At 54.1% G+C, this 18,105-nt stretch carries 20 protein-coding genes, 1 tRNA gene and 1 other RNA gene; 11 read left to right on the forward strand and 11 right to left on the reverse strand.

What is annotated here, in order from left to right; all coding sequences use genetic code 11:
• Window positions 1–75 precede the first annotated feature (75 nt).
• Window positions 76–798, forward strand: a complete 723-nt coding sequence (locus IPH75_15215) for a hypothetical protein (GenBank protein MBK7143421.1) — start codon at window positions 76–78, stop codon at window positions 796–798.
• Window positions 799–1,040: 242 nt separating this feature from the next.
• Here IPH75_15215 and IPH75_15220 read toward each other — a convergent pair whose 3' ends face one another.
• From IPH75_15220 to IPH75_15230, 3 genes are all read right to left on the reverse strand, one after another.
• Window positions 1,041–1,736: an aspartate/glutamate racemase family protein gene (locus IPH75_15220; protein MBK7143422.1), complete on the reverse strand. Its 696-nt coding sequence runs from the start codon at window positions 1,734–1,736 to the stop codon at window positions 1,041–1,043.
• 58 nt (window positions 1,737–1,794) lie between these two features.
• Window positions 1,795–2,268, reverse strand: coding sequence for a VOC family protein (locus IPH75_15225; protein ID MBK7143423.1), 474 nt, complete (start codon window positions 2,266–2,268; stop codon window positions 1,795–1,797).
• Window positions 2,269–2,346: 78 nt separating this feature from the next.
• On the reverse strand, window positions 2,347–2,757 hold the full coding sequence (locus IPH75_15230) for a DUF1801 domain-containing protein (protein ID MBK7143424.1): 411 nt from the start codon (window positions 2,755–2,757) through the stop codon (window positions 2,347–2,349).
• A gap of 260 nt (window positions 2,758–3,017) precedes the next feature.
• Here IPH75_15230 and IPH75_15235 point away from each other — a divergent pair, with 260 nt between their 5' ends.
• Window positions 3,018–4,034: a hypothetical protein gene (locus tag IPH75_15235; protein ID MBK7143425.1), complete on the forward strand. Its 1,017-nt coding sequence runs from the start codon at window positions 3,018–3,020 to the stop codon at window positions 4,032–4,034.
• A 155-nt stretch (window positions 4,035–4,189) separates the two neighbouring features.
• Here IPH75_15235 and IPH75_15240 read toward each other — a convergent pair whose 3' ends face one another.
• From IPH75_15240 to IPH75_15250, 3 genes are read right to left on the reverse strand one after another with little or no spacing between them, the layout of a single operon-like run.
• A complete protein-coding gene (locus IPH75_15240; GenBank protein MBK7143426.1) occupies window positions 4,190–4,585 on the reverse strand; it encodes a Zn-ribbon domain-containing OB-fold protein in 396 nt (131 codons plus the stop codon).
• 2 nt (window positions 4,586–4,587) lie between these two features.
• Window positions 4,588–5,751 carry a thiolase domain-containing protein gene (locus tag IPH75_15245; protein MBK7143427.1) on the reverse strand — a complete coding sequence of 388 codons (1,164 nt, stop codon included), beginning with the start codon at window positions 5,749–5,751 and terminating at the stop codon, window positions 4,588–4,590.
• 13 nt (window positions 5,752–5,764) lie between these two features.
• On the reverse strand, window positions 5,765–6,814 hold the full coding sequence (locus tag IPH75_15250) for a hydroxymethylglutaryl-CoA synthase (protein MBK7143428.1): 1,050 nt from the start codon (window positions 6,812–6,814) through the stop codon (window positions 5,765–5,767).
• A 283-nt stretch (window positions 6,815–7,097) separates the two neighbouring features.
• Here IPH75_15250 and IPH75_15255 point away from each other — a divergent pair, with 283 nt between their 5' ends.
• A complete protein-coding gene (locus tag IPH75_15255) occupies window positions 7,098–7,670 on the forward strand; it encodes a hypothetical protein (GenBank protein MBK7143429.1) in 573 nt (190 codons plus the stop codon).
• Window positions 7,671–7,794: 124 nt separating this feature from the next.
• Window positions 7,795–8,223 carry a C40 family peptidase gene (locus IPH75_15260; GenBank protein ID MBK7143430.1) on the forward strand — a complete coding sequence of 143 codons (429 nt, stop codon included), beginning with the start codon at window positions 7,795–7,797 and terminating at the stop codon, window positions 8,221–8,223.
• Window positions 8,224–8,492: 269 nt separating this feature from the next.
• On the opposite strand, the gene IPH75_15265 is transcribed toward IPH75_15260, so the two are convergent.
• Complete coding sequence (locus tag IPH75_15265) at window positions 8,493–8,993, reverse strand: PTS sugar transporter subunit IIA (protein MBK7143431.1); 501 nt, start codon at window positions 8,991–8,993, stop codon at window positions 8,493–8,495.
• 152 nt (window positions 8,994–9,145) lie between these two features.
• Between IPH75_15265 and IPH75_15270 the strand changes: the two genes are divergently transcribed.
• The 7 genes from IPH75_15270 (at window position 9,146) to IPH75_15300 (ending at window position 13,155) form a co-directional block, all read left to right on the forward strand.
• Window positions 9,146–9,619 carry a thioredoxin family protein gene (locus tag IPH75_15270; GenBank protein ID MBK7143432.1) on the forward strand — a complete coding sequence of 158 codons (474 nt, stop codon included), beginning with the start codon at window positions 9,146–9,148 and terminating at the stop codon, window positions 9,617–9,619.
• A gap of 48 nt (window positions 9,620–9,667) precedes the next feature.
• On the forward strand, window positions 9,668–10,321 hold the full coding sequence (locus IPH75_15275; protein ID MBK7143433.1) for a hypothetical protein: 654 nt from the start codon (window positions 9,668–9,670) through the stop codon (window positions 10,319–10,321).
• Between the two features lie 71 nt (window positions 10,322–10,392).
• The gene (locus IPH75_15280) at window positions 10,393–11,025 is read left to right on the forward strand and encodes a hypothetical protein (protein ID MBK7143434.1); all 633 of its coding nucleotides are present in this window, start codon (window positions 10,393–10,395) and stop codon (window positions 11,023–11,025) included.
• A 123-nt stretch (window positions 11,026–11,148) separates the two neighbouring features.
• Window positions 11,149–11,221: transfer RNA gene (locus IPH75_15285), tRNA-Ala, on the forward strand.
• A 20-nt stretch (window positions 11,222–11,241) separates the two neighbouring features.
• An RNA gene (gene ffs / locus IPH75_15290) (signal recognition particle sRNA large type) lies at window positions 11,242–11,506 on the forward strand.
• A 99-nt stretch (window positions 11,507–11,605) separates the two neighbouring features.
• Window positions 11,606–12,469: a DMT family transporter gene (locus IPH75_15295; GenBank protein MBK7143435.1), complete on the forward strand. Its 864-nt coding sequence runs from the start codon at window positions 11,606–11,608 to the stop codon at window positions 12,467–12,469.
• Window positions 12,470–12,486: 17 nt separating this feature from the next.
• A complete protein-coding gene (locus IPH75_15300; protein MBK7143436.1) occupies window positions 12,487–13,155 on the forward strand; it encodes a hypothetical protein in 669 nt (222 codons plus the stop codon).
• Window positions 13,156–13,161: 6 nt separating this feature from the next.
• Here the strand turns inward: IPH75_15300 and IPH75_15305 are convergent, their stop codons facing one another.
• The 4 genes from IPH75_15305 to IPH75_15320 form a co-directional block, all read right to left on the reverse strand.
• Window positions 13,162–13,692, reverse strand: coding sequence for a hypothetical protein (locus tag IPH75_15305; protein MBK7143437.1), 531 nt, complete (start codon window positions 13,690–13,692; stop codon window positions 13,162–13,164).
• A gap of 274 nt (window positions 13,693–13,966) precedes the next feature.
• Complete coding sequence (gene clpB / locus IPH75_15310) at window positions 13,967–16,570, reverse strand: ATP-dependent chaperone ClpB (protein ID MBK7143438.1); 2,604 nt, start codon at window positions 16,568–16,570, stop codon at window positions 13,967–13,969.
• Window positions 16,557–17,084 (reverse strand): DUF4375 domain-containing protein, encoded by a 528-nt coding sequence (locus IPH75_15315; protein ID MBK7143439.1) that lies wholly within the window; start codon window positions 17,082–17,084, stop codon window positions 16,557–16,559. Before IPH75_15315 ends, clpB begins: the two co-directional genes overlap by 14 nt.
• Window positions 17,081–17,974: a J domain-containing protein gene (locus IPH75_15320; GenBank protein MBK7143440.1), complete on the reverse strand. Its 894-nt coding sequence runs from the start codon at window positions 17,972–17,974 to the stop codon at window positions 17,081–17,083. Before IPH75_15320 ends, IPH75_15315 begins: the two co-directional genes overlap by 4 nt.
• Window positions 17,975–18,105: the final 131 nt, after the last annotated feature.

Consider the following 18,105-nt stretch of genomic DNA (forward strand, 5'->3'; position numbering starts at 1 on the left):
ATCAGAAAGTGAGGCTGTACACATGAAATGTGATATGAGGTTCGCATGTATCCATGCTAACTTGCCACAGAATTTATGGGAAGAATATTTCAATACTGCATCGCCTGTGTGAGACTCTCTTGGAAGAGTTCTTGGAACTCGGTTGGGGGAACCACGGGTACTCTTGTATTGACCGTTCTCGGTTCGCTTTCAATAGATGCAGGAATTCGAGAGTTTCTTGAACTCTCGAGTGCTTGGTTGGCCAGCGCATTGCTGTTTCTGACTGACACGGTTATCGTTTTCATTGTCTTGCTCGCTTTAAAGGCAATTTTCATCTCGCCTTTCAAGCTTGTTCAATCTACAGCAAAGAAACTTGAGGCTGCGCAGACGATTATCGATGGTTATCAGCGCGCTGGAGAGCCTGATCTACCATTCGAAGATGCAATGACCCTAGCTCATCAATTCTATCGGGCAACCGAATGTACTGGCTCGCAAATGCAACAGACTATAGTAGAGTGGATATTCAATGAGAAGCTAACGGCATGGGGCATGGTTCCACTCCCAGGAATGCGATGGGTGCCCAGAGCTCCCACAATGATAAAGATCCCCCACCAGTTTTTCTACAGTCCGAATGGCGGACCAACTGAAGACAATGGTTACGTATTTGAAATTTACACGAGCCTGCCAAATTGGGAAGAGCGGTCTAATCACAAATCTTACTGCAATGTCACATTAAATAAACGGCAGTTTCTTGCTGTGATGGCAGTCGAATCGACCAGAAAAGCAACGCTTGTACCCGGAGATTTTGAAATAGCATAGGCACTGACCGAGTTGCCAACCATTTATGGTGGGTTATCCCAGGTTGCTTCGTTGACCGGCCGCGACGCGGCCATGCTCCTCGCAATGACGATGGACGGATTTTGAGAAATTCACTGTCCCTTGGACCGTCGGGTTGAGCGGAGTCGAAACCCGAACACAAACCGAGATCACGACGCTTTGCCCCTGTCAAACGGTCAAGGCAAAGCTCGTGATGACAATCAAAATGTCATCAAAGTCGACCTCTACTCTATCGCTTTTCTCACGGCCGCTTCGGCGAGAAGTTGGGCGGGATTGATCAGGTCGGGAGCATCGGTCCCTTCGCCATACAGGAATGCAAACTCGGTGCAACCAAGTATCATGCCATCCACACCGCGCGCTCGAAGTTGCTCCGCTCCATTGCGGACGGCCATCCGGTCGGCATCGGTTTCGATACCAGCCATCAGGTGCGGGACAGCATCGAGGATCAATGCCTGCTGGTCGTCGCCAAGCGTTTCGGTACGTATCCCCCGCTTTTCAAGCGGAATCGTGTAGACCGGTACTCTGGGGTCACGGAATCCCATCACCCCGACATGTTTCCAGCCACGTCGATCTACTTCAGCAAGGGCAGAGTCTATTATGCTGAGGAACGGTTTCCCCGCGGCATTCTCGAACTGGTCGAGTATAAAATGCGGGCCATTGGCCATAACGATCAGGATATCGGCCACTTGTCCGAGGAATCGTGCGCCATGGGCGATTTCGGGATGGATGGTGAGCGGAAGTTTCGGGATGTTGTGTTCATCCATCACAAACGGTGGATTGCGGTGATACCAGACCACCAATCGCGGATAACCGGAGTTGGCGTTCGGCGGGATGAGCCGCTGGGAGACACGGTGGATGCGCTGTTCGAAATCCATGGTGGCATGGGGTCCGATACCGCCGAGCAGACCGATTGTTTTCATGTCATTCCTTGTTGAATTGATTGCTTCGCTACGCTCGCAATGACTATGCGTGTCCCTCTTAACTTTTATACGCTTTCTCCAACGCGGCCATATCGAGCTTGATCATTGTCTCCACCGCCTCGATCACTGCTTTGGTATTGCCGTTTTTGCTGTCGGTGATCAGTTGTTCGACATTTTTCGGCACGATCTGCCATGAGACGCCGAACCGATCCTTGAGCCATCCACAGGCCTGGATCTCTCCCCCATCGCCTAGTTTCTCCCAGTAGTAGTCGATCTCGGCTTGATCCTCACACTTCACCATGAGTGAGATAGCCATCGAAAACTGGGGAAACGGCCCGGCATCCATCGCCATATAGCGCTGACCATCCAATTCGAAAGTCGCGACCTTGAGCTTTTGCTCCGTTCCCGGCGGGTTGTGGTCAAGTGTGGCCATCTCGATGATTTTCGAGTTCTTGAAGATGGAGGTATACATCTTGACCGCCTCTTCGACCTGATCCTGCTGGAACGCCAGGAAAGTGATGATCTTCTGCATGCGAGTTTCTCCTCTTGATATGAGCGCGGCAAGCGGCGACGCCAGGCCCGGGCAGACCGGGAGGTCTGCCGCGCAAATCTACTTTTTCTTCCCGGTGGTCTTGCTTGATGATTTTTTCTTCGTGCGGGCTGATACCTTTGCGGCGTTTTCAGCGAGGCGATCTTTGACGATCTTTTTCACCAGCGTAGCCGGGAGTGAATTGTCCGGCGTGAAGTGAAGCCCGCTTTTAGCCTGCGGGTATTTGCCGTACTCTTTCGCATGTCGGCTCAAATACGAGCCGCTGCAGACAAACAGGCTGCAATGATTGTTGAAGGCGGCAAAGGCGACCAGTTGGCCATCCTGCTTGTACATCGGCATGGAGTAGCTGATGGTCTCTTCCGCTTTGGGGGCGGCAGATCTGATGGTGGCGCGGAGCTTCTGAAGCGCTTTGCGCTGATCATCAGGAAGATCCGCCAAGTAGGCATCAACACTGGAAGCTGCGGGACGCATAACCTCACCTCAATATTCTGATTCATGTTTTACACCCGGGGATAGCGATAAGATGAACAGGGAAACCTCATTAGTCAAGCCTGTCGCAAACGGGCCATATCACTTTCGGGAAGCGAAGCCTGAAAAACCGCGGGAAGATTTTGTGCGGAGTCGAGTAGTCACTTCATGATTGACTCCACATTCTGTCGGGGTAGAACGTCTCGAAGATAGGAGCCTCACATTCACCGCCGATTTCGCGCCATCAGGCGAGGGAGGTACCCATGCGATGGGTCCACAACACTCGGTATGCGGCTGTCATGGCCGCAGTCCTGCTCTCTTTCGGATACACCAGCCGGTCGGCCGACCTCGGCCGACAGATCGAAGGACCGTTCAGTTACCAGAATCTCAGCATCTATATTGTGCATGGGAGCCCGTCCGGCCCACATGATGGCCTCGTCACGCTGGACGAGGCACTGGCCAAAAAGTATGTCACCGTGTTTGAGACCGGCGATGTCGATGAACTGGCGATTGAGAATCACTCGGATTTTCCGGTCTATGTGCAGTCGGGCAGTATCGTCAAAGGGGGGCAGCAAGACCGTGTCATTCGGGATGACCTGTTGTTGGCGGCGAAGTCGGGCAAGCTCCCTCTCTCTTCCTTTTGCGTAGAGGCGGGACGATGGTCAGGACGGGCGGACGCCGACCATGATCGGTTTGAATCTTCTACTAATTTCCTTCCGACAACCGACCTGAAGGTAGCGGCCAAGGTGTCGCAATCGCAAACGGGTGTCTGGGACAATGTAGCGAAGTTTCAAACGAAGATCGCTCCCAAAGTGCGAGGCGGGCGATCGACCGATGTCGCCTACAGCACCAGCCTGCCGATGACCATGGAAAAGAACGAAGTTAAAGAGGCGATGCAAAGTCCGGTGGACTCGATCCTCAAGAGAATCAGACTGAGCAGTGACGCCGTGGGCCTTGTGGTGGTCATTAATAACGAGATCGTTTCCGCGGACCTGTATGACAGCCCGCGCCTATTCCAGAAACTCTACCGGAAGTTGATTGAAGCGGCGTCTGCGGAAGCCCTTTCGTTGAGCTCGGTTAATGTAAAAGGAGAGATTCCGACGATCTCGGTGGTCCAGGCATGGCTTGATTCGACGCCGATCTCCCTGCCGAATATTCGGCGCATCGATGGAGGGATCATCACCAAAGTCTATACTTTTAAGGACAAAGTGAATTTTGAGACCTATGTCGAGGGGGACCTTGTCAATTGGATCCACAAGAATGTGCTGAAGACGAAGTGATGATGTGTGATAATGAAGAAATGGCAGGACTCTTTGCGCTAACGAGCGAAGAGTCCTGCCTTGCTATTGTACTGGATTCCAGCCCCGGTTCAGGCCCGGGGCATGCTTTCGCTGGAATGAGGCGGTCTTAGGGCCGCCTGATCATTATCGCCTGCCTAGTACCATTTCGGGACGAACTTGTAGCCGTACGAGATAACACCCGAGGCACCCTCGGATTGCACTCGCCGGAACTCAAGTCGAACCTCCATACCGATCGACAGGTTGTCGACATCGCAGTCGGTCAACTGCGCCATCAACCGGGTACCGTCCGTCAGTTCAGCGATCGCCAGCGCATACGGCGCCATATCTTTGAACATCGGGCCGGGAGTCCGGATGACCGTGTAGGTGAGGACCTTGCCGGTATCAGGAAGAGTGACCATTTCCCGTTCGGTGTCACCCGTTTCCGGGTCGACCTGACGGGGCGGGAAATAGGTCTTGCCGCTCTTCTTGAATTTCACCGCTTCGAGGCGATACCGTTGCGGGTACTCGCGCCAGTTACGTGATGAAAACATCTTCATGACGCCACCTCCAGGATATGCACGACAGATGATGCGCCGGAACCGCCCATATTCTGGGACATGCCGACCTTCGGCGAATTCGGGATCTGGCGCCCATTCTCCGCCTGACCGGTCAGTTGCTTGTAGATCTCGACGATCTGGGCAACGCCGGTTGCGCCGACGGGATGACCTTTCGACTTCAAACCACCCGATGGGTTCATCGGGAATTTCCCTTCACGCGCGGTCTCACCGGCGAGGATCGCTTGTCCGGCTTTGCCGGGAGCGTACTTGCCGATCGATTCGGCGACGATGATCTCGGCGATCGTAAAGCAGTCGTGTACTTCGGCGAATTTGATATCGTCGATGCTCTTCCCCGCCATCTTGAGCGCCTTGTTGGTCGCGAGAGTTGCCGATTTGATGGTGGTCATATCGGCCCGTTGCGCCAGAGCGATCGAATCGGTGCCGATAGCGGAACCGATGATCTTTATGTACGGACGTTTCAGGCTTTGCGCGACCTCTTTGGTGGTGACGATCACCGCCGCGGCACCATCGGTAATAGGAGAACAGTCAAGGATCCGAAGCGGATCGGCGACCATTACTGATTTGGCGACTGTCTCGGCCGTGATCTCAAACGGATACTGCGCTACCGGGTTCTTTGCGCCATTGCGATGGTTTTTCACCGCGACAGCCGAGAGCATGTCGCGAGTAGTCCCATATTTCGCCATATGCGCATGAGCCATCATGGCGTAAAGACCGGGGAAGGTCGCGCCATGGAATACTTCATATTCCTGATCCGCGGCAGCGGCCAGAGCATCGGTGCAGTCATCGCCGGAGATATCGGTCATCTTCTCGACGCCCGATGCCATCACGATATCCGATGCACCCGAGGCAACTTCAAGAAACGCGGAACGGATCGCCATTCCGCCGGAGGCGCAGGCGGACTCAACTCGGGTGGCGGGCAGACCGCGCATCCCCAGATAGTCAGCCATCAAGGCGCCGATATGTTCTTGTCCGACGAATAATCCGCCCGACATACAGCCGACATACAGTGAATCGAGGTGATCGACTCCAGCCGACTTGATAGCGGCGCGGGCAGCATCAACGAACAGTTCGCGGAATGACTTTTGCCATACCTCGCCCCATTCGCTCATTCCGACGCCGACAATGTATACATCTCTCATGTCGATCATCTCCCTAGTCGTTTTTGATGATTTTGTGACGGAATTTCGCGTAGGTGCCGTATTGAATGTACATGACATTCTCTTCGAGCAATTTCCGCGTCTTAACGGCCAGGTCCCGGACCTGATCGATCCGGTCGGTCACTTTCCAGATGAAGGCATCAGAGCCTGCGCCAGAGCCATAGGAGCACATGAAGATCTGGTCTCCCGGTTTGGCGATATCGAGAGTGGCGGTCAAGCCGATCGGCGAGGCACCCGAGTAGGTGTTGCCAAGAGTCGGAGCGAGCCAGCCCGGATTGATCTGTTCCTGGGTGAAGCCGAGTTCCAGTGCAACTTTCTGCGGGAACTTCCCGTTCGGCTGGTGGAAAATCGCGTAAGCAAAATCCTTCGGCTTCATGCCGGATTTCTTCAGGATTGCGTTGGACGCTCCCTTGGTATGCTTGAAATAGGCCTCCTCGCCGGTGAACCGTCCACCATGCTGGGGATAAAACTGATGTTCTCTCCGCCAGAAGTCGGGGGTGTCGGTCATAAATGAATGAGTGTAGGTGCACTCGGCGATCAGGTTGTCCATCCCCATAATGAATGCCCCGGCTCCTGCCGCGGCAGAGAACTCGAGAGCATCGCCAGGAGCACCCTGCGAGGTGTCCGCGGCGATAGCGAGCGCGTATTTCATGTATCCGGAGGCAACATGCGACAGCGCAACAAACATCGCCTCAGAGCCGGCCTTGCAGGCAAACTCGAAATCAGCGCAATGAATGTCCGGAGTCGCACCGATCGCTTCGGCAACGGTCGTCCCGGACGGTTTCACTGCATACGGATGAGATTCCGAGCCAATGTAGATGGCGCCGATATCAACCGGGTTGACGACAATCGCGCGTTTCAGGGCACGGCGAGCGGCCTCGACTGCCAGCGTGATGGTATCCATGTCCGGCGGGGGGACAGACTTCTCACGAAGCATCAGCCCCTTCTTGTAGCTTTCAGCATCCTGGCCCCAGACTTTCGCTATCTCTTCGACTTTTATGCGATGTCTGGGTAGATGCGCTCCATAGCCGACTATTCCTGCCATAGGCTTTCATCCTTTGAATCTATGAGTTGGGTGGATTTGGGTACAAGGCAGACGGGAGCGCCGGCCGGAAAAGAGGACATAATTTGAGACGGTCGATAGATCGTACTCACTGCAGCTCCCGCAAAAAAACCGACAAGTTAGACGATTATTGTCGATTTCGAATATATCGAGTCGATTTAGGGAAAACAAGGGAGAAAATGGTTCCTTTTGTCCCCCTATATCAGTCTGCGGCAGTGTAATTTAGCTCTCAAGAAGCAGTTCGGTTTTGTCGATAATCTCTCACATGAAGCAAATACTCTTCGGCGCCGCTTTCGTTCTGCTCCTGGCCTCCCCTATTCTGGCCGGAACTGGTGCAGAATTACTCGACTCCAATACCGCATTTTATGAAGGGGAATCCCTGAGATATATCATCCCGGCGCCACGCCACTTCAAGATGGTGACGGATGAAGCGGCCGATGATGGCTACTCGTTTGCTTTCATTCCAAAGGTCGACGCATATGATTCCGCCTCGGTGATGATCGGGGTCAATATCTACAAGATCCGAGGGATGAAATTCGAGGCCGTAATTGTCAGTGATACCTCGTCGATGCGCGAGCATTACGGGCCATCGGTGACGATCCGCCCGGTAGAACCGTTGACCTCGTCAACAATGGATCCCTTGACCACATTTTATCTCAATATCGACCGCGGGTTTATCCCGAACGCGGCGATGGCCTACTTCGATGGCGGCACCGAAATCGTTATTTTCGAGTTGGTGATCAGCGAGGATATCCTTCGGTTCAAGGCCGAAGAGCTGTTCGCAGATTGCGTCAAGCATTTCCGCCCCCTGAAGCAGGGCTCGCTCGATTTCGAGTAAACCGTACCAGACTGATCATTCTTTCTCCCCTTCTTCCGGCTCCGTGAGGTCTGCGGCGTCATACGTTTGCTAGTGCTCATCCTCCCCTCCCCATTAATAAAGGGCCTCACATAGAGGGGACATTATGCCTGAACAGATTGAATTACTTTCACGGAAACATTTACTGACAACCGCACTGGCCTATATAGGGACACCGTATCGCTGGGGTGGGGATGATCCCTCTGGCTTTGACTGCTCCGGTTTTGTGCTGGAATGTCTGAAATCTGCCGGTTTGATCGGCGAGAAGGATGACTTCACGGCCAATCAACTTCTGGCAAGGTATTCAGCATCACAGATTGAGTCCGCCAGACCGGGTGCTCTTCAATTTCTATGCGATAAAACCAGATGTGCGTATCACGTGGTCATTTGTCTGGACGAGCATTTCCAGATCGGGGCATCGGGAGGAGATTCCAGGACACTCTCGACACCAGATGCCTGGCGGCAAAATGCGTATATCAAGATCCGGCCGATTAGTCAGAAGTTAAAGTCCGTCTATGTTGATCCGTTCAAATGAAAATCCACCCGGGTTGGAGCGGGTGGACTTCGCGGGGATGGGACTCGTGAGAGTCCCTGCGAGGAAAGCCCTCGTTTGGCACTCGCAGACAGCAGTTGGTCGCGAGTTACCCATAGTGGATAGCAGATGTCATGGTATCGCCGACTGCGAGGGGAAAAACAATCAACAACACGCGAAGCCAGTTTGCCCATGGCGCGTTTTGGATTGTCGAGCGTGCGGTTAAAATGCAGTTAAGATTGCTGTCGCTGAGAATACGTGCCTGACGGTTGTTATTCCCGGGAACGGAGAGCGCGAATCACCTCGCCGGGAGAACTGACGGTCATCAGTTCATGTCGAAACGCCTCGTGCTGGAGCATTTCGGCGAGCGATTTGAATGCTCGAAGGTACATGTTATCGTCGTAGGGGGGCGCCGCCATGACGAAAAAGAGGTGGACCGGCTGACTGTCGAGCGATTCAAACTCATACCCTACGTGGGAACGAGCGAAAGCGAGCATAAACTCTTTGGCCTGCATGGAGCGAATGTGCGGGATCGCCACTCCGAGGCCGATGCCGGTTGTCGCTTTTTTCTCGCGATTGACAAAATCCAGCAGCAGTTTGGAACGATTCCCCACCCGCGAGCCGGCATCGAGAAGATCGACCAGTTCCGAGAGGATCGCTTCTTTGGTGCGAAGACGCCACTTCTCGACTGACCCATTCTCCGGCTGAGGTTCGACCTCAGTGGTCATCTCAAGTTTGACCAGATCTTCCGTCAGATAACGAGACAAGTTCATAGTGTGCAATATCGGCGCGTTTAGTTACGAATTGAGTAAAGATAGCTTCTCAAGTCCCCTTTTGTCAAGAGATCGCATGGCAGCGACACCCTTGACACGGCTCAAAACATCGGTATATTTCTCTACCTTATGCAAGATCGGGGGAAATAGCTATGCGACTACTCCTGCCATTCCTTGCGATCATCTGCCTGACTTTGGTTGTGTGTGATGATGATCCGGCTCCAACGGCACCTAAGGCGCGGACCCTGGCAGATGTCCAGTGGGTCTCTGCTTGCTCGATTTACGATGACACCTTATCGCACAAAGCGCACTCATTAGTATTCATTGGCGCTTCATGGTGCGGGTGGTGCAACAAGCTGAAAAACGAGACCCTGTGCAATTCATCGGTTCAGGATGAAATGAATGAGTACTTCAATCCCGTGATGATCGAAGTGACTGCTGATTCGCAGGTCTGTTATCTCGACACCACGGTGCTCGCCGGGAATCTCCCCTCCTACTTCGGGGTGACCGGCTATCCGACGACCATAGCGCTCGATTCAAATGAACAGGTGATGAGCCGTTTGGTCGGCTTCCATGATGCCGCCTCTTTTCTCGGCTGGTTGCAGGCGCTGCGGGGAGCTCAGTAGGTCATTCCCCATATTGACTTTACTTCTGCCAAAGTACTTATTAGACCAATGCAAACAGACTATCGCCGTTCGTTGATTATCATTCTTTGTATTGTGCTGATGGCGGCAACGGGAGTATTCGCCCAAGCTGGTACCCCGGACAGTACCGCGGCGCCGGCCAAACCGCGTTCCAAACCGATGTTTGGATTCAAGGTCGGCTCGATCTTTGGCGGAAAGGTCAACATTGAGAATGTCGACACGCTGTCATCCTATGAGTTTATCCGGAATCTTGAGGCAGGCACAAGTCTTGGAGCATACTTTGAGTTCTCTTCCCCGGTCTGGACCACTGCCGGGATCAGCCTAGACCTGCATCGGATCAAGGCGGAAAATCTGGACGAATCTAAGTGGATGATCGATGTTGGGGTTGTTATCAAGTCATCGATGCGCAAACCGGGGCAGCGTTTCGCTCTTCGTCCGCTGATCGGGATATCATATGGGTATATTCCGGCGCTGGAAGGGAGAACAACTTCGGGGAGCTTTATGGTCGCCAAGTTGGGGGCCGAGACAGTCTACTTCCCGGGTTCGAGCAGACTGGGCATCACGCTGGAAACCTGCTTTATCGCGTCGCCGTTCGGGCGAGCCTTTTCAGATGATGAGGATGACCGGTACGACATAGCGGCCCGTCCGCGGCCGTTAGTGCGACTGGGGGTCGTGTTTCGATGACCATCGGGATGAGATAGATGCGCTGAGGTTGCCGGGAATTGGCCCAGTGACAATCTGATTCGAGGATTTCTATGTTCTGCCGAATAGTTTCAGTCGTTCTGCTTTGGTCTGTACTTTGGCCGATCAGTCTGTACGCTCAGGCTGAAGATTCTTCAAATACTAACCCGACAAAAGTGCACGATCGTTCCGAAGTGATCTTTGAGATAAAGCTCGGACTGACCGGTTCGGGCGACTTCTCTTCGGAGTCAGAGCGGACGGTATATTTTGGGACGCCAGGCAGTGATGTTACGACCAAATCCGGGTTGAATGGGGGGCTGTCCCTTGAGTTTCCAACTACTCACTCGACATGTTTCGCACTCATTCTGGATTTCCACAGGATGTCGCCAGAGGATCTGAAAGAATACAAGAATCTGATTGAGGTCGGTTTGCAGTTGAAAAGCGCGGTACGGGATCCTAATCAGAAGCTCGCGGTTCGATTTTTCGGAGGAGTGTCCTATGGAGCAGTGCCGCAAATCGGTGGTGTTCGGGCGGCCAATTGTCTGATATTAAAGGGTGGTCTTGAGTTATGTACGTTCCCGAGCCCTCGCGGCATCGGGTTCGTTGCCGATTTCGGCATGATGGGCTCGGTGATAGGGCGATCCGAAGGGGATACCTTCAGTATGTCACCGCGGCCGTTTGTTCGAGCCGGTATCGCGTTTCGGTGAACCGTCTAATGAATTGTGGCGCAAAGTGTTCTTCCCGGACAAAAACCGCTTGGCAGGATGGCGGATTCTTTGTATAGTCGGGTCTGCCTGGAAACAGGCAGATTGCATAAACCGTCTCTAATTGGGGCAGTAGCTCAGCTGGGAGAGCGCCACGTTCGCAACGTGGAGGCCGTCGGTTCGATCCCGATCTGCTCCATTTTTTATGGTTACTCGAACGAGTGCTAGATGGGGAGTTAGCGGTGCCCTGTAACCCGGAACCCGCTCTACCGGGATTGAATTCCCACCCGAGGGTTTAGCAATCGGTTTAGTACGGCAGCTGTCCGGCGTTGAGGGCCGGGTCCTGTACAGCAGCGGCCTCCTAACCCCGCCAGGACCGGAAGGTAGCAACGGCATGAAGTGTCCAACGTGTGTTGCAGGTTTCCCCGACCTGAGTTGTGTGGCTGTGCGATAGATCGAGCGCGATTCAGAGGTGGGTGCACACTAATTTGAATGCCCCCTGGTGACAGGGGGCATTTTCTTGCCAGAAAATATCGCGGTCACTTGAGTATTGCCGATCCACCTGGCTCTCATATATTCCCCTATGCTGATCCGGCTGCTGCTCCTCTTCACTGTCATTCTCTGGGGGTCGACATTTGTCGCCACCAAAGTCCTTCTCCCCTATATCAGCCCGGCTGAACTGCTGGGACTTCGCATGTTGATCGGTTTGCCGATCCTTGGGGGAATCGTCTTCGCACGAAAAGCAAAATTCGATTTTTCGCGAAGTGAATGGGTTTCGCTGATGATCGGCTCGGCAATCTTGACAGCGCATTTCCTGATCCAGATAACCGGGCTGAAGTACACCACTGCCACCAATACCGGTTGGATAATCTCGGTGACGCCGCTCATCCTGGCGGTGATCAGCTATCTGTTCCTTAAAGAGAAGCTTGACCGGGGGGTGGTAGTTGGAATAGGGGTGGCGACATTGGGGGTGCTGCTCCTCTTTTCCAAAGGGGATTTTGGCTCGATCGGCTGGCTGAAATCGACCGGCGATTGGTTGATTCTGGTCTCTGCGCATACCTGGGCGATATATACGGCTGTCATCAGGACGGTCACTCGGACGAAGGACCCTCTGGCAGTGACCTTTGCGGTCCTCTTCCCTACATTTGTGCTGATGGTCGGTTACCTGGTCTGGCACAACCAGTGGCAGGTCTATCTTGAACTGCCGCTTGATGCAGTTGTCTCCCTGCTGCTTCTGGCGGTCCTGGCGACGGCGCTGGCGCAGTGGTTCTGGCAGATGGGGGTGGCAAAGATCGGTGCTGCCAAATCGGGGATTTTTCTCTATCTTGAGCCCTTGTCGGCGACCGCTATGGGGGTCGCCTACCTGGGGGAACCGTTTGGTATCTTCACCGCTGTTGGCGGGCTGATGGTGCTGGCGGGGGTTTATCTGGCTGAACGGAAAAAGTAGTTTGGGAATTCAATGATATGTTGATCGGACATTTTGGCGTCGCATTGGGGTTGAAACGATTCGCCCCAACAATAAATCTCATCTGGCTGTCGATCGCGGCAACCGGCATAGATCTGCTGCTCTGGATCCTGGTGCTGGCCGGTGTCGAGACGGTGATCACGCCGGAGAATTACGGTCAGCTCCATTACCTGCAGTTTATCTTCCCTTTCTCGCACAGCCTGGCGGGAGTGGTGGCCTACTCCATACTATTTGCTATCCTCGGTTATCTCTTTACCCGCCGATCATCGCGCGCGGTCTCCGCGACCGTGATGTTCATAGCGATGTTTTCTCATTGGGTGCTGGATTTCCTGGTTCACCCGGAGCAGCTTCCGCTTGTCGGCGAAACCTCTCCCAAAGTTGGACTGGGACTCTGGAATACGCTTCCAGCGGCGCTGGCACTCGAGGCGTTGATTTTCGTGATCGGCTTAATAATGTACTACCGCGGCACACGCCCAAAAAATAACACCGGACGGTTCGGTCCGGCGATTCTGTTCGTAATTGTGGCGATAGTCAGTCTGGTTGGTCAGGCAGTCAGTTCAACACCGGTTGAGAGCGACATGGTCGCCGGTTCTTCGCTCGGGTTGCTTTTGATCGTGATCTTTATCGGTGGCTGGATGGATGCCAGCCGTCGACCGCTGCGCAATTAGCGGTGGTCATCCACTCACCGCGACTATGCTTACTACCGATGCCTGTTCATCGGCATCGCGAAGCACCAGCCAATACCAGCAGAGAAGCATCAACATCGGCAGGTCGGAATTGTCGGTTCCAGCCGGCTCGATCATGATGGATCCTTCGACCTTGAGAAAGTGTCTCTTAAATAGCGCAGTCATGACCAACCGGTCGCGCAGATCGTAAAGCCCCCACTCTCCCCTCACCCGTTTTGTCTTGCGCCATGCGTACTGCGGCCCGGATAGCAAAGTTATTTCTGCGGCGGACCAGCCTTTGCGACGCATCGCCGCGATATCAGTCTCGCTTCCGGCTTTGCGGACGCCGACCCAGGTGTTGAAAAATCCGTTCCGCTTGAATGTCCACCGACCATCGACTGCCTCGGCGACAGCGCGGGAGCCGAACATATTGTCGAAGCGGAGACTGGCATGGGTGATGCCATCAGCCGTCATGTCCCAATCTCGGGATTTGACATGTTGGCAGGAGAGCAGTGCAGGTGTTTTTAGCGTTGATCCCATGATTCCCTCACTCTTCAAGGTTATTGGGTTCGCTTTACTATACGTGGAGTGTGTGGTCTGCGATATTCCGGAGAGGATAGGATTGTGTTAGGAAGGTGTTAGGCGGGGTAAATGGCAGGATCCATCTGTTCCTGGCGGACAGAAGATCCTGCCTTACGAATCCTTACGCACTTCGACTTCGCTCAGTGCGTCTCTTTGAGTCTAGCATTCCGCACTTTCGAAGTACGGTTAGAAGGGCCGTCGGGTTGAGCGTAGTCGAAACCCGTATGAAATATCAGCTCGCTTCTACCGGAGTCAGCTTGAGGTCGTCCTCGACCATCTCCACTTTCAGTTTCTGGCCGGGTTTCAAGGCGCCGGCGAGGAGCAGTTTTGCTACTTGTTGGCTCAGTTCCTTGTTGATCAGCCGTTTGATCGGGCGGGCGCCGAATGCCTGGTCATAGCCGGTCTCGGCGATAAACTTGACGGCACCATCAGTGACTTCAAGCGTGATATCGCGCTCCAGCAGCAACCGTTCGAGACGTTTGAGCTGCAGTCTGACAATGCTGGCGATTTCCGGTTGCGACAGCGCGGTGAAAACGATGATCTCGTCGATCCGGTTGATGAATTCCGGACGAAGGGTCTGGCGGAGCCGCTCGAGAACGGTCTTTTTCATTTCCTCGAAAATAATATCCCGGTTGAACTCGCCCATCGAGGCAGACTGCTGCATGATGTATTCCGCCGCGATATTCGAGGTCATGATGAGAATGGCGTTCTTGAACGAAACAGTCCGGCCGCGGTTGTCGGTCAATCGGCCATCATCGAGTACCTGCAACAGGATGTTGAAAACTTCGGGGTGCGCCTTCTCGATCTCATCCAGCAGTACCACTGCATACGGGCGACGGCGGACTGCCTCAGTCAACTGCCCTCCCTCATCGTAGCCGACATACCCCGGCGGCGCGCCGATCAGGCGTGAGACCGAGTGACGCTCCATATATTCCGACATGTCTATTCGGACAACGGCATCCTCGGTGCCGTAGAGGAAATCGGCCAGCGCCCGCGCAAGTTCCGTCTTGCCGACACCGGTCGGGCCGAGAAAGATAAATGAGCCAATTGGACGATTGGGATCGGAGAGTCCGGCGCGCGATTGACGGACCGCGTTGGCGATCGCGATCACCGCTTCATCCTGTCCGACTAGCCGCTTGTGAAGTTCATTCTCTAAGCGAAGCAGCTTTTCGGTCTCAGATTCGGTCAGGCGGGTCACCGGGATGCCGGTCCATTTGGCGACGACCTCGGCGATCTCGTCGGCATCAACCTCTTCTTTGAGCAGTGCGCGCTTTTCCTGAATCGCGACCAGCGAATGGGTCAGAAATTGAAGCTGTTTGTCAGCCTCAACTAAATCGCCGTACTTGATTTTGGCGGCGGCGCCGTAGTCGGCGTTTCGTTCCGCCTCGGCCGCTTTCAGCTTGAGTGATTCAATCTCCGCTTTGGTGTCGCGGATGGAGCCGATCGTCTCTTTCTCTTTTTCCCACTGTTTCCGCAAATCTTCGCGCTGACCAAACAGCTCTTTCAGTTCTTCCTCGATCGGTTTGAGTCGTTCGGCGGCATCGCGCTCTCGCTTGATTCCTTCCTTTTCGATTTCAAGTTGCCGAATGCGCTTTTCGACAGCGTCTAGTTCTTCGGGCATCGAGTCGATCGAGATGCGGAGTTCGGCGGCGGCCTCGTCAATCAGATCGATCGCTTTGTCCGGGAGAAAGCGGTCGGCGATATAGCGGTCCGAGAGTTTAGCGGCGGCGACAATGGCAGCATCGGAGATTTTGATGCCATGGAAAACTTCGTACTTTTCTCGAAGACCGCGCAGGATCGAGACGGTTTCTTCAACTGTCGGCGGTTCGATAGTAACCACCGCAAAGCGACGTTCGAGGGCGGCATCTTTTTCGATATGCTTGCGGTACTCGTCGAGAGTCGTGGCACCGATGAAGCGAATCTCGCCGCGCGCGAGCGCAGGTTTGAGCATGTTGGAAGCATCCATCGCGCCTTCGGCGGCTCCGGCGCCGACGAGAGTGTGCATTTCATCGACAAAGAGGATGATCTTTCCGGCGGATTCTTCGACCTCTTTCAGAATTGCTTTCAGCCGTTCTTCGAATTCGCCACGGAATTTGGAGCCGGCGATAAGAGCGGCAAGGTCGAGCGCAACGAGTGTCCTGTCTTTGAGCGTCTCAGGGACTTCGCCAATAGCGATCTTCTGCGCCAGACCTTCGACCACGGCGGTTTTGCCGGTCCCCGGCTCGCCGATAAGGACCGGGTTGTTTTTGGTGCGGCGGGAGAGGATTTTGATAATCCGTCGGATCTCATCATCGCGGCCGATCACCGGGTCGAGTTTTCCATCGCGGGCAGCTTTGGTCAGGTCGCGCGAGTATTTTTCGAGCACGGCATATTTTGCTTCGGGGTTTTCATCGGTGACGCGGGACTTGCCGCGAATGGTCGAAAGTGCTTTGAGGACTTCGTCGCGGGTGATGCCGTTGCGTTTGAGAATTTCCTGCGCCTTGCTTTTGACCTCGAGCATCGCCAACAGCAGATGTTCTACGGAGACATATTCATCGGCGAACTGCTTTAGTTCGTTCTCTGCTTTGTAGAGAAGCTGCGTCAGTTCGTTGGAGGAATAAAGTTGGCCGCCGGATTGGCGGGCGAGCAGTTTCAGTTCGTCATCGACCTCGGCCTCGATGGTGTCAACTGATGCGCCGATCCGTTTGACAATCTGGGCGACGAGGCCATCTTCCTGTTTGAGGAGGGCCAGGAGGAGATGTTCCGGGACGACCTGGGGGTGTGATTCTGCCTGGGCCAATTGCTGGGCATATTGGATGGCATCAATCGAGCGTTGGGTGAATTTATTGAGGTTCATGGGGTGACCTTGGATTGCGAATCCTTACAGTGTGTTTTTTACTGGCGTCGAGACTCGCCTCATACTCGATCTCAGTAAAATCGTCTTGGTTCTTCTCGAGAAATCGTTCGAGAATGTCAACAAATTGCCGGCATTCATCGCTTTCATACCACTCTCTCTCCAGTGATGTGAATGACTCCGAATTGTCGATTGAGAACTGCTCTGCGAACTCCCAGTCCATAGCATTCTTTTCGATGTTACCGCTGATAGTTAGGGATTGAAATGCCCTTTCCAGTGAGGAGGCCGCTATATCCAAGCCAGTCATTCTCAGCGCTCTTATCGTATCTGGAGTGTGGCGATTCCGAGTGTTTAGAAAAAACTGCCAAAAGCCTCCATTGCATAACTCAGAACAGCATTCAAAGGCCAAGAACAGCGCCAACTCGGAGTCGGTGAGTTGTTCTACCTGACCAACCTGTATTCGCTGACAAATCAGCGAATACGTGCAGGGAACAGAGTTTAGACCCAAACCGCTCACCCTTCCCACTCCTCTATCATCTTCTTCTGTTTATCCGTCAGGTTCTTCGGGATCGTTACTTTCACCTCGACATATTGGTCGCCGACTGTGCCGTTCGCGTTAATCCCTTGCCCTTTGAGACGCAACATGGCGCCGGGTTGTGTTCCCGGCGGGATAGTCAGCGTCACCGTTTTGGTCAATGTCCGGACCGACCGTTTCGCACCCAGAATCGCCTCGGTAAACGGAATCTCAATCGAACTATAAATGTCGTCCCCCTTGCGCGTGAAATATGGGTCTGGCGAGAGATGGACCGTTATCAAAAGGTCGCCGCTGTGGCCGTTGTTGACTCCCGGCTCTCCCTGCCCCGCCAGACGAATGCGGCCGTTGTCATCGATACCGGCGGGGATACGGACATTCAGCTTTTTGGAGCCGACCTGGATGATCCGGGTGGTGCCGGTGACCGCCTCCATGAACGGGATGATGATCTCCGCTTCGATATCTCGCCCCGGTTGAGGGGGCATCTGGCGGGAACTGCGTCGACGGGTGCGACTTCCGCCACCAGTGAACGGCGAATCGCCGCCGAAAAATTGGGAGAGAATTTCTTCCCAGTTTTCTTCGCCTGCCGAGCCGGGATTGCCTCGACGGAACTGCGTGGGATCGAACCCACCTTGCGGCCCACCCTGGCCGGAAAATGCGCCATAGCGACGAAGGGTGTCGTACTCCGCGCGTTTTTTGTCATCGGAGAGGGTGTCGTATGCCTCGGAGATCTCCTTGAACTTCGCTTCGGCGGATTTGTCTCCCTTGTTGCGATCGGGATGGTGCTGTTTGGCCAGTTTGCGAAACTGCTTTTTGATCTCGTCTTGCGAGGCGGTTTCGGTGACACCGAGGATTTGATAGAAGTCTCTGGCCATGCTCTCTTTCTCTCTGCTCCACGCCCGGTATAGATATGCAGCGTTTGGACAGTTATGTCAATCGCTCTTAGGGACTAATTGCACATTTGCCCCGGCTCCTGCAGGGCAAGATTTGTAGGGCGGGTCCATCT

This window comes from bacterium, assembly GCA_016708025.1.
GTDB lineage: Bacteria > Zixibacteria > MSB-5A5 > GN15 > FEB-12 > FEB-12.